Raw genomic sequence first — 14,168 nt, forward strand, 5'->3', positions numbered from 1 at the left:
AGTATATCAGCCTCGCCCCGCAGTCCGGGTCTGAAAAGAACGCGTTGCCGATCAATTAGGATAAATACGCATGAAACCGGGCAGCGATAGTAGCACTCCCCGCAAAACACAGGTAAAGCAATCTTAAAATTACGATCCAATTGCTTATTCCGTGGACAACATTAAGCGTAGCCGTCCCCCGGCGCCCCAAATTTGGCACTGCCAGGAGGAACAGCGGTGGCTAATTTGATTAAGATACGCCGTTCCCAATGTCCCAAGCGGCACACCGTTACTCACCTGAATATGGTGTTCACCGGTATTCAGTGATGCATTGAGACCGGCTGAAACGAGGATCAGATTCTTTAAACCGCTGTGGTAATAGCCGACCAGCAGCGGGAACTGTCCTGGCAAATTGGCCTGACGAAAAAGCTGGTTTACCTGTTTGAGTAAACTGCCTAACTCCGGCAACCGTTGCCCCTGATGGGATAACTGTTCCTGCAACAAGCCATTAAATAGCGCACGAAGAAGTAACGCGGCTAATACACCGTTATCCCCCGCCCGGGTGACATCCAGAGAATAAAACGCAAGGTCGGAATCTGACAGTGGTGCAATATCAAGCACCAGTCCTGGCTGATCAGCGGCCACCAGCTGGCGATAATTTACACGGCAGTGTGAAATAGTTTGCTGGACGGGCGGCTGGAGTTCTTGCAACAGTTTCGCCGCAGCAGGCGGATTACTCACCAGAGCGTCCCAGTCCTGGAAAAGACGCTCCTCTTCCTCTACCCGGGAATTAAACATATTCGGATAAAGGCACGCTAAGACCGTTTCCCGCAATCTATGCAAATCCTTGACTGGTTTGAGCAGAATATCCTGTACCCCAAGACGTAATGCTTTGGCGATATCCGCCATGTTCTCGGTGGCAGAGATCACCAGAATCGGCGTCTGATTACCTTCGTTACGCAGATGTTCAACCAGCTTCAGTCCATTCATGCGCGGCATCGCAATGTCGCAAATCATCAAATCGGGCGTAATGCTAATCATTTTTTCCAGGGCGTCGATGCCATCTTCAGCCAGTGACGTCATTGCGCCCAGCGAGGATAACCACGAATCCAGTAGCGATCGGAAAACGGGCTCGTCTTCAACAATCAAAATGTGTTTTCCGGCCAATGGCTGCGTCATGGTTCCTCCCCTGGCTGACAGTAACTAAATAGTGGCATGCGATCGGCACTATCGCCTGTCAGATTTTGCTGAAGTAGTCAAAAAAAGGTGCTTAACGTGCGGTCTGCACAAAAGGCAACAATTCGTCCATTTTCTTTTCGACGGCTAACGAGCCCGCTGCGATGGCGGCCTCAGCCCGATGGAAATCAAGGGTAGAGATTTGCGGACAGTACGGCTGAATAAGAATATCCGGAGGATCGCCTGCCATACGGTTACGTTTAAGGCGGTTCTCAAGTACCTGAATTGACGTGGTCATGATTTCTATCGCCGTCGGTGCGGTAACCGAGCGACGTGCGGCCATACGCCCGATTCTTCCGCGCAGGCGTTCATGCCAGGCCAGTTTCTCGCCCTCAACATCTTCGCTCTGGAGATTGACCGGCATGAGATCCTGCTGCATCAGGTGGGCGTCGTGCTGCAGGTCGACGGCAATCACGATATCCGCCCCCATTGCGCGCGTCAGAGAGATGGGAACCGGGTTAACGACGCCACCGTCGACAAGCCAGTAACCGTTGTGTGGGACAGGCGCCATGAGCCCCGGCATACTGCAGGAGGCACGCACGGCAAGATGGATATCCCCTTCGGTGAGCCAGAGCTCGCGTCCTGTACTGAGGTTCGTCGCGACGGCGCCGAAAGGCATCTGACAATCGGTGAAGTCTTCGAGAGGCATAACCTGGCGGAACTGGTTAAACACGCGTTCGCCGCGCAGCAGCCCACCACGCTGCCACGAGAGGTCCATCAGACGCAGCACGTCCCAGTAGCTGAAGGAGCGCACCCACGTCTCGAGTTCCGGAAGCTTCCCGCACGCGTAAGCGGAGCCGACAAGCGATCCTATTGAACACCCTGCGACAATATCAATGTCAATGCCCATCTTGTTCAAGGCATTAATTACGCCGATGTGTGACCACCCCCGGGCTGCACCTGAGCCCAGCGCCAGTCCAATTTTAACCTTTCTCATTAGCCCTGTTTTACTTCCCCTGGATTCCTGACATAGCGTCAACGCAACAGCTCAGTTAACATAGTGCTACCCGAAGCGTTTAACGCCTTTATTTTTTGTTCCAGGAAGAGAATCGTGTCTCAACTCTGCCCCTGTGGTAGCGCTCTGGAGTATAGCCTATGTTGCCAGCGATATCTGTCTGGCGATCAGGTTGCACCAGACCCGTCACACCTCATGCGTTCACGGTACACTGCTTTTGTGATCAAGGACGCAGACTACCTGATTAAAACCTGGCATCCATCCTGCCGCGCAGCCGATTTCAAACAGGACATCGAAGCCGGGTTCGCGAACACGCAGTGGCTCGGCCTTACCGTCTATGAATCCGCAACAGGCAGTCATGTTGACGAAGGTTACGTCAGCTTTGTTGCCCGTTTTAGCGAGAATAATAAACCGGGTGCCATTATCGAGCGTTCCCGGTTCTTAAAGGAAAGCGGGCAATGGTATTATATTGACGGAACGCGCCCACAGTTTGGTCGTAACGATCCCTGCCCGTGTGGTTCAGGTAAAAAATTTAAAAAGTGTTGCGGGCAGTAATGCCTGACAACCCAGACTTCGCAAATACAAACAGGATTTCCCGGCGATGCAATCATTACAACGTAAAGTTCTGCGCACCATCTGTCCCGATCAAAAAGGACTGATCGCACGAATTACCAACATTTGCTACAAGCATGAACTGAATATCGTGCAGAACAACGAGTTCGTTGACCACCGTACCGGTCGCTTCTTTATGCGTACCGAGCTGGAAGGTATTTTCAACGACACCACCCTGCTTGCCGATCTGGACAGCGCGCTTCCGGAAGGTTCCGTGCGCGAACTGACCCCAGCGGGTCGACGCCGCATCGTGATCCTGGTGACCAAAGAAGCACATTGTCTGGGCGACCTGCTGATGAAAGCCAACTACGGCGGTCTGGACGTTGAAATTGCTGCCGTTATTGGTAACCATGAGACGCTGCGCACGCTGGTCGAGCGTTTTGATATTCCGTTCGAGCTGGTGAGCCACGAAGGCCATACCCGTGAAGAACACGACGATCTGATGGCGCAGGCCATTGAAGCGCATAACCCGGACTACGTGGTGCTGGCGAAATACATGCGCGTGTTAACGCCATCCTTCGTAGCGCGTTTCCCGAACAAGATCATCAACATTCACCACTCGTTCCTGCCAGCCTTTATTGGTGCGCGTCCTTACCACCAGGCGTACGAGCGCGGCGTGAAGATCATCGGTGCGACCGCGCACTACGTGAATGACAACCTGGATGAAGGTCCAATCATCATGCAGGACGTCATTCATGTGGATCACACTTACACTGCTGAGGACATGATGCGTGCGGGTCGTGACGTTGAGAAGAATGTGTTGAGTCGTGCGCTGTATCAGGTGCTGGCGCAGCGGGTCTTCGTGTACGGCAACAGGACCATCATTCTTTAATCTTTCGGAAAATGAATTGATTAGCTTTGCGCCTTTACGGATAAAAAGCAGGCAAACGACTTCATTTCCCTAAAGGAATGCTTTACAGGGGCGTCTCATTTGATATGATGCGCCCCGCTTCCAGCAGGAAGTAGGCCAGTAAAAAAGCATTACCCCGTGGTGGGGTTCCCGAGCGGCCAAAGGGAGCAGACTGTAAATCTGCCGTCATCGACTTCGAAGGTTCGAATCCTTCCCCCACCACCATCTCTCAGCACGACCTCAAAATTTGAATTACCCCTGGTGGGGTTCCCGAGCGGCCAAAGGGAGCAGACTGTAAATCTGCCGTCATCGACTTCGAAGGTTCGAATCCTTCCCCCACCACCATCACTTCCAAACGACGCTAAACCTTCTGTTCGCACCAGGCATCATGTATTTCCGTAACGGGGAAGGATGAGAAGCTTCGACTAAGGTTCGATTCGAGCGTAGCGAGAAAGCGTTGCCGCAGGCAACGACCCGAAGGGCGAGGCGCATCGCGCCGAGTCATCCTTCCCCCACCACCATCACTTTCCCAACATAAAAAACCGAGTCCGCCTTCGTAGGCCGGGTAAGGCGCAGCCGCCACCCGGCGACAGAAACCTACATCGGCGGCAAACGGCGCTTCACCGGCGAGCTCTTCACAATCGACGTATTACACTGGGCATGTTCCGCCAGGCCGTCCAGCAGCGCATCAAGCTGTTCGATTGACCGCACCACCAGCCTAATCACAAAGCAATCTTCCCCGGTGACTTTGTCGCTCTCAATACACTCCGGCATCGCCTGAATGTACTTATCCACCTTATGCAACAGCCCCGGCAAAGGCCGCACGCGCACCAGCGCCTGCAGCGTATACCCCAGCGCCGCCAGATTCACCCGTGCACCATAACCCTGAATCACACCGCGTTCTTCCAGCCTCTTCAGGCGTTCTGCCGTGCTGGGGGACGTCAGACCGATGCGGCCGCTGAGCACCTTCAACGACATGCGCGCATCCTCAACCAGACAGGCTAAAATTTGTCGGTCGATATCATCGATAAGGCATTCCATTCTTTTCACCTAATTTTAAAAAGTCATTTACCTTTTCAACCTTATATCACCCCTGTAAAACCCGACAGCGATTTTCGACAATAGCGTCATTAATCAGGAGGTGGATGATGCGTGATTTACATAAAGGCGTCTGGCAAATGAGCCTGGCGATGTTAATTTCCGGCTCTATCGGCGCGTTTGTTTTGCTCTCCGGTCTGCCGGTGACGGAAGTGGTGTTCTGGCGCTGTCTTATCGGAGCTATGGCGCTTTTTATTTTTATCCGGGTAAGTCAAAAGCCCTTCAGTCCCCTCACCCGCACCACGCTGCTGCTGGCTATTCTCGGCGGCGCGGCATTAGTGGTGAACTGGCTGCTGCTCTTCGCCGCCTATGAGCGGATCTCTATTGGTCTTTCTACCGTGGTGTATAACACCCAGCCGTTTATGCTGGTACTGATGGGGATGTTTTTAGGTGAACGCGTCAGCCTGGTGAAATGGGGCTGGCTGTTCCTCGCCTTTGGCGGCGTGGTGATACTGCTCTCCAGCGAGCTGACCGGCGCGCATGGCGGTGAATGGCTCGCCGGAATCGGTCTGGCGATGGCCGCGGCCTTCTTCTATGCGGTCACGGCCATTATTGCCCGCAAGCTCAGATCCGTTGCGCCGCAGCATATTGCCTTTATCCAGGTACTGACGGGCGTCGTGATGCTTTTGCCGTTTGCCAGCCTGCCGTCATTTTCCGGTGATTTCCCCTGGCCGATCCTGCTGACGCTGGGCATTGTCCATACCGGCATTATGTACCAGCTGCTCTACAGCGCGATTCAGAAGCTGCCTACGCCCATTACCGGCTCCCTGTCGTTTATCTATCCGGTGGTGGCAATTGTTGTTGATAATCTGGTGTTCGGGCACGCGCTGAATCTGACGCAGCTGGCGGGCGGCGCGCTGATCCTGTTTGCTGCCGCTGGGAACAACCTGGGCTGGTGCGAAAAAAAACCCCGCGAGTGCGGGGTTGGTATCAAAACGGCAAATTAGCGACGGGCGCGTACTATCTGGTATTTGCGCGTCAGGTACTCCACCGGCGCGCTCCAGATATGCACCAGACGAGAGAACGGGAACAGCACAAACAGCGTCATCCCCAGCACCAGGTGAACGCGGAAGATAAAGGCCACGCCGTCCAGGTGCGCGGAGGCTCCGCCGTGGAAGGTCACCACGGACTGTGCCCAACCCACCAGCTTCATCATTTCGCTCCCGTCCATATGCTGCGCCGAGAATGGAATGGTCAACAGACCCAGCGCACACTGCACCATCAGCAGGGAGAGGATCAGGATGTCCGCTGCAGTCGTGGTCGCACGCACGCGCGGGCTGAACAGACGACGTTTCAGCAGCAGCAGGCCACCGACCAGGGTCATCACGCCGCAGGCACCGCCGGCGATCATCGCCATCTTCTGCTTCACCTCAATCGGTAGCCACGTTTCATACATCCAGTGCGGCGTCAGCATTCCCAGGAAGTGACCGGCAAATATCCCCAGAATACCGATGTGGAACAGGTTAGAGCCCACATGCATTCCCTTACGATCCAGCATCTGGCTGGAGGCAGCACGCCAGGTGTACTGACCGTAGTCATAACGCAGCCAGCTTCCCACCAGGAACACGGTGCCCGCGATATACGGGTAAATGTCAAAGAAGAACATATTCAGGAAGTGCATTAGTGCCGTCCTCCGTTAGAGATATTCAAATATTGCGGGGCAACCGCGCCGGCAAAACGACGCTGGTGAGCGGAGATTTCAGACTCGCCGCAGTTCTGGTCAGCAAAGAATTTCACCTGCTCTTCTTCCCAGACCGCATCCAGCGCTTGTGGCGTATCATCGCGGGCTTCATCCGCAATTTTCTCCGCCACTTTTTCACTGTCGACCGCGGCGTTGGCCAGCTTCACCAGCAGATCGAACAGAACCGCATAGCGGCTCTCGCGCTGCTGAAGACGCGCGCCGAGCAGCGCCAGGATCGGCGCGATGTCCTGCAGACCGCCCAGCGCCTCTTCTTTCGGCAGCTGCGCCAGATACTCCAGATACAGCGGCAGATGATCCGGCAGCTCGCGGCTGTCGAGCTGCAGGCCGTGCTGTTCATACTGTGCCATCAGATCCACCATCGCCTGACCGCGGTCGCGGGACTCACCGTGAACGTGTTCAAACAGCAGCAGGGACGTTGCACGTCCACGGTCAAACAGCTGGCTGTAGTCCGACTGGGCATCCAGAAGGTCGCGCGCCAGCAGGTCGCGGAGGAAAACACCCAGCTTCTGGGCATCGTCCTTATCCAGGTTTTCAGATGACGCGAGTGCATCAAAGAGTTCCTGCTGATGCTGCGCAAGCGCAGCATCCGGATACTCGAGCAGACGCGAAACAATGACGAGTTCAATCATTGGTGCGGCTCCGTTTTGCTGGTCACATCCATGGCATCAATGCGGCGGCTGTTGAACAGGTTGAATTTGCTGTCTGACCCGTGGCAACCGTCGCCAAAGGTAAAGCCACAGCCATTTTTTTCCGGGAAGGCTTCGCGGGCCAGCTCACGGTGGCTGCTCGGCACCACGAAACGGTCTTCGTAGTTAGCGATCGCCAGATAGCGGTACATTTCCTGCGCCTGCGCTTCGGTCAGACCGACCTCTTCCAGCGCGCGGGTATCGGTTACGCCATCCACGGTTTCGGCACGCTTGAAGTGGCGCATCGCCAGCATACGCTTCAGCGCCAGCAGTACCGGCTGGGTATCGCCTGCGGTCAGCAGGTTTGCCAGGTACTGCACCGGGATACGCAGGCTCTCCACGTCCGGCAGAATGCCGTTGCTGCCCAGCTCACCCGCGTCAGCCGCAGACTGAATCGGCGACAGCGGCGGCACGTACCAGACCATCGGCAGAGTGCGGTATTCCGGGTGCAGCGGCAGCGCCAGCTTCCAGTCCATCGCCATTTTGTACACCGGCGACTGCTGCGCGGCGTCAATCACGCTCTGCGGAATGCCGTCCTTCAGCGCCTGCTCAATCACCTTCGGATCGTTCGGATCGAGGAACACGTCCAGCTGACGCTGATAGAGATCTTTCTCGTTCTCGGTGCTCGCTGCGTTTTCAATCGCGTCCGCGTCGTACAGCAGCACGCCGAGGTAGCGAATACGGCCTACGCAGCTTTCGGAGCAGACGGTTGGCATCCCGGCTTCAATACGCGGATAGCAGAAGATGCACTTCTCGGATTTGCCGCTCTTCCAGTTGAAGTAGATCTTTTTGTACGGGCAGCCGGTGATGCACATACGCCAGCCGCGGCACTTGTCCTGGTCGATCAGCACGATGCCGTCTTCTTCACGCTTGTAGATGGCGCCGCTCGGGCAGGTCGCCACGCACGCCGGGTTGAGGCAGTGCTCGCACAGGCGCGGCAGATACATCATGAAGGTATTTTCGAACTGGCCGTACATCGCCTTCTGCATGTTCTCGAAGTTCTGGTCTTTGGCGCGTTTCTCGAACTCGCCGCCCAGAATCTCTTCCCAGTTTGGACCGCTGGTAATTTTGTCCATGCGCTGGCCGGTGATCAGCGAGCGAGGACGGGCGATCGGCTGGTGTTTGCCTTCCGGCGCGTTGTGCAGGTTCTGGTAGTCGTAATCAAACGGCTCGTAGTAATCATCGATGCCCGGCAGATGCGGGTTAGCGAAGATTTTTCCCAGAAGCCAAGCGCGGTTACCCATGCGCGGCTGCAGCTTGCCGTTGATTTTGCGGATCCAGCCGCCCTTCCACTTCTCCTGGTTTTCCCAGTCGGTCGGGAAGCCGGTGCCCGGCTTGCTTTCCACGTTGTTGAACCAGGCGTATTCCATACCTTCACGGCTGGTCCAGACGTTTTTACAGGTGACCGAGCAGGTATGGCAGCCGATGCATTTATCCAGATTCAGCACCATGCCGACTTGTGAACGAATTTTCATTTTACGCTCTCCTGTACCTGGTCATTACCTTCGCCGTCTAACCAGTTAATATTCTTCATCTTACGTACCACCACGAACTCATCGCGGTTCGATCCTACGGTGCCGTAGTAGTTAAAGCCGTAGGCCAGCTGCGCATAGCCACCGATCATGTGGGTCGGCTTCGGCGTAATGCGGGTCACGGAGTTGTGGATCCCGCCGCGCTGCTCGGTGATCTCTGACCCCGGCAGGTTAACGATACGTTCCTGCGCGTGGTACATCATGGTCATCCCGGCCGGTACGCGCTGGCTCACCACCGCACGCGCCGTCAGGGCACCGTTGCTGTTGAACACTTCGATCCAGTCGTTATCTTCAATACCCAGATCTTTGGCATCCGTTTCGCTCATCCAGACAATCGGACCGCCGCGCGACAAGGTCAGCATCAGCAGGTTGTCACTGTAGGTGGAGTGAATACCCCACTTCTGGTGCGGCGTCAGGAAGTTCAGCGCCTTCTCAGGGTTACCGTTCGATTTCACCCCCATCACGGCTTTCACGGAGCGGGTGTCGATTGGCGGACGGTACACCAGCAGGCTTTCACCGAAGTCGCGCATCCACTGGTGATCCTGATACAGCGACTGGCGGCCTGACAGGGTGCGCCATGGGATCAGCTCGTGAACGTTGGTGTAGCCCGCGTTATAGGACACATGCTCATCTTCCAGGCCTGACCAGGTCGGGCTGGAGATAATTTTGCGCGGCTGGGCCTGAATATCGCGGAAGCGGATTTTCTCTTCCTCTTTATTCGTCGCCAGGTGGGTATGGTCGCGACCGGTGAACTCGCTCAGGGCCGCCCAGGCCTTCACCGCGACGTGGCCGTTGGTTTCCGGGGCCAGGGTCAGGATCATCTCTGCGGCATCAATAGCCGTGTTGAGCATTGGCTGGCCTTTGGCCGGACCGTCCGCTTTGGTGTAGTTAAGCTTGCGCAGCAGGTCCATCTCGCTCTGGGTGTTCCAGGCGATCCCTTTCCCGCCGTTACCGATTTTCTCCATCAGCGGGCCGATAGAGGTAAAGCGTTCGTAGGTTGCCGGGTAGTCGCGTTCAACCGGAATAATGTGCGGCGCGGTCACGCCCGGGATCAGGTCGCACTCGCCTTTTTTCCAGTCCTTCACGTCCAGCGGCTGCGCCAGTTCGGCGGCGGAGTCGTGCTGGATGGGCAGCGTCACCACGTCGGTCTCTTTGCCGAGGTGCCCCACGCAGACTTCGGAGAATGTCTTCGCGATGTCTTTGTAGATTTCCCAGTCGCTTTTTGATTCCCACGCCGGGTCAACGGCCGCAGACAGCGGATGAATAAACGGATGCATGTCCGAGGTATTCATGTCGTCTTTTTCGTACCAGGTGGCGGTAGGCAGCACGATGTCGGAGTAGAGGCAGGTGCTGGACAGGCGGAAGTCGAGGGTGACCACCAGATCCAGCTTGCCGTCGAGACCGTTGTCTTTCCACTCCACCTCTTCCGGCTTCACGCCGCCCTGCTTGCCGAGATCTTTCCCCTGGATACCGTTTTCGGTACCGAGCAGGTATTTCAGCATGTACTCGTGGCCTTTACCGGACGAGCCCAGCAGGTTGGAGCGCCAGATAAACAGGTTACGCGGATGGTTTTTACCGTTCTCCGGCTGTTCCGCCGCGAAGCGAATTGAGCCATCCTTCAGGGATTTCACGGTGTAATCCACCGGTGACATGCCTGCCTGCTTTGCCGCTTCCGCAATGCGCAGCGGGTTAGTACCCAGCTGCGGCGCAGACGGCAGCCAGCCCATGCGCTCGGCGCGCACGTTGAAGTCAATCAGATGGCCGCTGTAGCGGGATTTATCCGCCATCGGCGACAGCAGCTCCTGCGCGGTGACCGTCTCGTAGCGCCACTGGCTGGAGTGGTTATAGAAGTAGGAAGTGCTGTTCATGTGGCGTGCCGGGCGCTGCCAGTCGAGGGCAAACGCCAGCGGCTGCCAGCCGGTCTGCGGACGCAGTTTTTCCTGGCCCACGTAGTGCGCCCAGCCGCCGCCGCTCTGACCTACGCAGCCGCAGAAGATCAGCATGTTGATCAGGCCACGGTAGTTCATATCGAGGTGATACCAGTGGTTCAGACCCGCACCGACGATGATCATGGAGCGACCGTGGGTCTTGTCGGCGTTATCCGCAAACTCGCGGGCGATACGCACGATCTGCGCGCGTGGAACGCCGGTGATTTGCTCTGCCCATGCCGGGGTGTAGGCTTTCACATCGTCATAGCCGGTGGCGCAGTTTTCATCGCCCAGACCACGTTCCAGGCCGTAGTTCGCCATGGTCAGGTCATAGACGGTGGTGACCAGCGCGGTAGTCCCGTCGGCCAGCTGCAGGCGTTTCACCGGCAGCTTGTGCATCAGTACGTTTTTCAGTTCAACCTTGTTGAAGTGCTCGGAACCTTCACCGCCGAAGTACGGGAAGCCCACCTCGGCGATCTCGTCCTGGCTACCCAGCATGCTCAGGCGCAGCTCCGTCTCTTCGCCGGTCGTGCCGTTACGCTGCTCAAGGTTCCACTTGCCCTTCTCGCCCCAGCGGAAGCCGATAGAGCCGTTTGGCGCCACCAGCTCGCCGTTGCTGTTATACGCAACGGTTTTCCACTCAGGATTATTTTCCTGGCCCAGCGAGTCCACCAGATCGGCAGCGCGCAGCGTACGGCCAGCGGCATAGTAGCCCTCACGCTCTTCCAGCATGACCAGCATCGGCATGTCGGTATAGCGGCGGACGTAGTCGGTGAAGTACTGGCTTGGTTTATCCAGGTGGAACTCGCGCAGCATGACGTGGCCCATAGCCATCGCCATCGCCGCATCGGTACCCTGTTTCGGCGCCAGCCACAGATCGCACAGCTTGGCGATTTCGGCATAGTCCGGGGTCACCGCCACCGTTTTGGTGCCTTTGTAACGGACTTCGGTAAAGAAGTGCGCGTCCGGCGTACGGGTCTGCGGCACGTTAGAGCCCCAGGCGATGATGTAGCTGGAGTTGTACCAGTCCGCGGATTCCGGCACGTCGGTCTGCTCGCCCCAGGTCTGCGGAGACGCGGGCGGCAGGTCGCAGTACCAGTCGTAGAAACTCAGGCAGGTACCGCCGATTAAAGAGAGATAGCGCGCGCCGGAGGCATAAGAGACCATCGACATCGCCGGGATTGGCGAGAAGCCCGCCACGCGGTCAGGACCGTAGGTTTTGACGGTGTAGACGTTGGAAGCGGCAATCAGCTCGTTCACCTCTTTCCATGAGGAGCGAACGAAACCTCCGCGACCGCGGGCCTGCTTGAAGCTTTTTGCTTTGTCAGCGTCTTCAATGATGGAGGCCCAGGCATCCACCGGATCGCTGTGCTGCACTTTCGCTTCACGCCACATTTTCATCAGGCGCTTGCGCATCAGGGGGTATTTCAGACGGTTCGCGCTGTAGAGATACCAGGAGTAGCTGGCGCCACGCGGGCAGCCGCGCGGTTCGTGGTTCGGCATATCCGGGCGGGTGCGAGGATAGTCGGTCTGCTGCATTTCCCAGGTCACCAGACCGTTTTTAACGAAAATCTTCCAGCTACATGAGCCAGTGCAGTTCACGCCGTGGGTCGAACGGACGACTTTGTCATGCTGCCAGCGCTGGCGGTAACCGTCTTCCCAGTCCCGGTTGGTATCCAGAACCTGGCCGTGCCCATCGGCAAACGTTTCACCCTTCTGCTTGAAGTAGCGAAACCGGTCCAAAAATTTGCTCATCGGGTATCTCCTGTGTGGAGCCTGTGGCTCTCTAAATCGACATTGCTGATTTGCAGCGAAGGTAACGCCCTGAAAGAGGGGGAGAATTGATAACGATCAAGACGAGGAGGGACTTTCAGGCGAGGGATTACACCGAATACCACCAAAGCGGTATCTTTTGAAACTTCATATCCACATGAAATATATCGTTATTTTTATTTTATCGTACAAACCGCCAGGCAAAATTTAACTTCTCAGGTATTAAGGGGTAGAGCGACCTGTAAAGCGATGGCGATCACAGCGTTACCCGTGGGCTTTCTCTGTAAACCCATCAGTATGTTGTAACTATAACCAGCACAAAAAAAACGCGGCCCGAAGGCCGCGTAAACGGATAATCAACTTACTTTTTATTTTTAGAATTACGCCCGTATACCGCCCAGGTGATCACAACGCAGGCGATATAGAAGACGAGGAAGACTTTCATGGCACCGGCCGGAGAGCCGGTCAGGTCCAGAGAAATACCGAACGCTTTCGGGATAAAGAAGCCGCCAATCGCGCCGATGGCAGAGATAAAGCCCAGCGCCGCAGCCGTATCCGTCGCCGCTTCGCGCATGGCCTGCTCTTCGCTCCCGCCCTGTGCTTTTACGCGGTCCATGGTCAGCTTACGGAAGATCACGGAGATCATCTGGAAGGTTGACGCGCTCCCCAGCCCGGCCGTCAGGAACAGCACCATAAACACGCCGAAGAAGGCGATGAAGTTACCGCCCTGTCCGTCGGCTGGCAGCGTGAGGAACAGCAGCGCACAGAAGACAGCCATCACGACAAAGTTAACCAGCGTCACGCGGGTACCGCCCAGGCGGTCAGACACCATGCCGCCCAGCGAACGTGCCAGGGCACCAATAAACGGCCCGAAGAAGGCAAAGTGCAGGATCTGAATCTCCGGGAACTGCGTTTTCGACAGCATCGCGAAGCCCGCTGAGAAGCCGATAAACGAACCGAAGGTGGCCAGATACAGCAGCGCCATCACCCAGAGGTGTCCACGCTTCAGCACCGGCAGCTGTTCGCTCAGCGACGCCTTCGACGCGGACAGGTCATTCATAAAGAACCAGGCTGCGAGGGTGAAGACCACGAGGAACGGTACCCAGATCCAGGCTGCATTTTGCAGATAGAGGGAAGAACCATCCGCCTGCTCAACGCCACCGCCGCCAAAGGCTGCAAAAATGGAGACCGAGATCGCCAGCGGGGCAATGAGCTGCATCACGCTCACGCCCATATTCCCCAGACCGCCGTTAATCCCCAGCGCGCCGCCCTGCTTCGCTTTCGGGAAGAAGAAGCTGATGTTCGCCATGCTGGAGGCGAAGTTTGCACCCGCAAAACCGCACAGCAGGGAGATAATCACGAATACGCTAAATGGCGTAGAGGTATCCTGCACCGCGAATCCGAGCCAGACGCAGGGAACGATCATGATGCCTGTACTGAACGCCGTCCAGCGACGACCGCCAAACACCGGCACCATAAACGCGTAAGGCACACGCAGCAGCGCGCCTGACAGCGACGGCAGCGCGGTCAGCATAAACAGCTGATCGGTCGTGAACGTAAAGCCGACTTTGGGCAGATTTACCGCCACCGCGCTAAACAACATCCATACGCAAAACGCTAATAACAGGCACGGCACGGAAATCCACAGATTCCGGCTTGCTACACGATGGCCGCGCTGTTGCCAGAACGCCGGATCCTCTGGACGCCAGTCTGTAATAACGGCACCATTTTCCCTTTCGGGAGCGGATGAGTGACTCATAGACACCTCTGATTCTCGAATGATGCTGCAAACATTAGGGTTTTAGGGCGGCGGTAAG

General features: G+C 56.6%; 11 protein-coding genes, 2 tRNA genes and 1 other RNA gene. 6 read left to right on the plus strand and 8 right to left on the minus strand.

The window, feature by feature from the left end; genetic code table 11:
• Positions 1 to 144: 144 nt before the first annotated feature.
• Both rssB and rssA read right to left on the minus strand, forming a co-directional pair.
• Positions 145 to 1,158, minus strand: coding sequence for a two-component system response regulator RssB (gene rssB, locus OTG14_RS09000; protein ID WP_032647605.1), 1,014 nt, complete (start codon positions 1,156 to 1,158; stop codon positions 145 to 147).
• 91 nt (positions 1,159 to 1,249) lie between these two features.
• On the minus strand, positions 1,250 to 2,152 hold the full coding sequence (gene rssA / locus OTG14_RS09005) for a patatin-like phospholipase RssA (RefSeq protein WP_032647607.1): 903 nt from the start codon (positions 2,150 to 2,152) through the stop codon (positions 1,250 to 1,252).
• A 114-nt stretch (positions 2,153 to 2,266) separates the two neighbouring features.
• On the opposite strand from rssA, the gene OTG14_RS09010 reads away from it, so the two are divergent.
• The 5 genes from OTG14_RS09010 (at position 2,267) to OTG14_RS09030 (ending at position 4,153) form a co-directional block, all read left to right on the plus strand.
• Positions 2,267 to 2,725 (plus strand): YchJ family protein, encoded by a 459-nt coding sequence (locus tag OTG14_RS09010; protein WP_024907090.1) that lies wholly within the window; start codon positions 2,267 to 2,269, stop codon positions 2,723 to 2,725.
• A 46-nt stretch (positions 2,726 to 2,771) separates the two neighbouring features.
• Positions 2,772 to 3,614: a formyltetrahydrofolate deformylase gene (purU, locus tag OTG14_RS09015; protein WP_023312104.1), complete on the plus strand. Its 843-nt coding sequence runs from the start codon at positions 2,772 to 2,774 to the stop codon at positions 3,612 to 3,614.
• A gap of 158 nt (positions 3,615 to 3,772) precedes the next feature.
• A tRNA-Tyr gene (locus OTG14_RS09020) sits at positions 3,773 to 3,857 on the plus strand.
• A gap of 35 nt (positions 3,858 to 3,892) precedes the next feature.
• A tRNA-Tyr gene (locus OTG14_RS09025) sits at positions 3,893 to 3,977 on the plus strand.
• 45 nt (positions 3,978 to 4,022) lie between these two features.
• Positions 4,023 to 4,153: non-coding RNA, RtT sRNA (locus OTG14_RS09030), on the plus strand.
• 76 nt (positions 4,154 to 4,229) lie between these two features.
• Here the strand turns inward: OTG14_RS09030 and OTG14_RS09035 are convergent.
• Positions 4,230 to 4,673 carry an Lrp/AsnC family transcriptional regulator gene (locus OTG14_RS09035; protein ID WP_024907089.1) on the minus strand — a complete coding sequence of 148 codons (444 nt, stop codon included), beginning with the start codon at positions 4,671 to 4,673 and terminating at the stop codon, positions 4,230 to 4,232.
• Between the two features lie 107 nt (positions 4,674 to 4,780).
• Between OTG14_RS09035 and OTG14_RS09040 the strand changes: the two genes are divergently transcribed.
• The gene (locus OTG14_RS09040; protein ID WP_024907088.1) at positions 4,781 to 5,677 is read left to right on the plus strand and encodes a DMT family transporter; all 897 of its coding nucleotides are present in this window, start codon (positions 4,781 to 4,783) and stop codon (positions 5,675 to 5,677) included.
• Here OTG14_RS09040 and narI read toward each other — a convergent pair.
• The 5 genes from narI to OTG14_RS09065 all read right to left on the minus strand — a co-directional run bounded on the left by narI (position 5,674) and on the right by OTG14_RS09065 (position 14,110).
• Positions 5,674 to 6,351, minus strand: a complete 678-nt coding sequence (gene narI, locus OTG14_RS09045) for a respiratory nitrate reductase subunit gamma (protein ID WP_267214960.1) — start codon at positions 6,349 to 6,351, stop codon at positions 5,674 to 5,676. The genes OTG14_RS09040 and narI overlap by 4 nt on opposite strands.
• Positions 6,351 to 7,061: a nitrate reductase molybdenum cofactor assembly chaperone gene (narJ, locus tag OTG14_RS09050; RefSeq protein WP_032656683.1), complete on the minus strand. Its 711-nt coding sequence runs from the start codon at positions 7,059 to 7,061 to the stop codon at positions 6,351 to 6,353. Before narJ ends, narI begins: the two co-directional genes overlap by 1 nt.
• Positions 7,058 to 8,593: a nitrate reductase subunit beta gene (gene narH / locus OTG14_RS09055; RefSeq protein WP_048989621.1), complete on the minus strand. Its 1,536-nt coding sequence runs from the start codon at positions 8,591 to 8,593 to the stop codon at positions 7,058 to 7,060. The genes narJ and narH overlap by 4 nt, the downstream gene beginning before the upstream one ends.
• On the minus strand, positions 8,590 to 12,333 hold the full coding sequence (locus tag OTG14_RS09060; protein ID WP_267214961.1) for a nitrate reductase subunit alpha: 3,744 nt from the start codon (positions 12,331 to 12,333) through the stop codon (positions 8,590 to 8,592). The genes narH and OTG14_RS09060 overlap by 4 nt, the downstream gene beginning before the upstream one ends.
• A 379-nt stretch (positions 12,334 to 12,712) precedes the next feature.
• Positions 12,713 to 14,110 carry a NarK family nitrate/nitrite MFS transporter gene (locus OTG14_RS09065; protein WP_032647618.1) on the minus strand — a complete coding sequence of 466 codons (1,398 nt, stop codon included), beginning with the start codon at positions 14,108 to 14,110 and terminating at the stop codon, positions 12,713 to 12,715.
• Positions 14,111 to 14,168: the final 58 nt, after the last annotated feature.

The organism is Enterobacter pseudoroggenkampii (assembly GCF_026420145.1).
In the GTDB taxonomy this organism is placed as follows: domain Bacteria; phylum Pseudomonadota; class Gammaproteobacteria; order Enterobacterales; family Enterobacteriaceae; genus Enterobacter; species Enterobacter pseudoroggenkampii.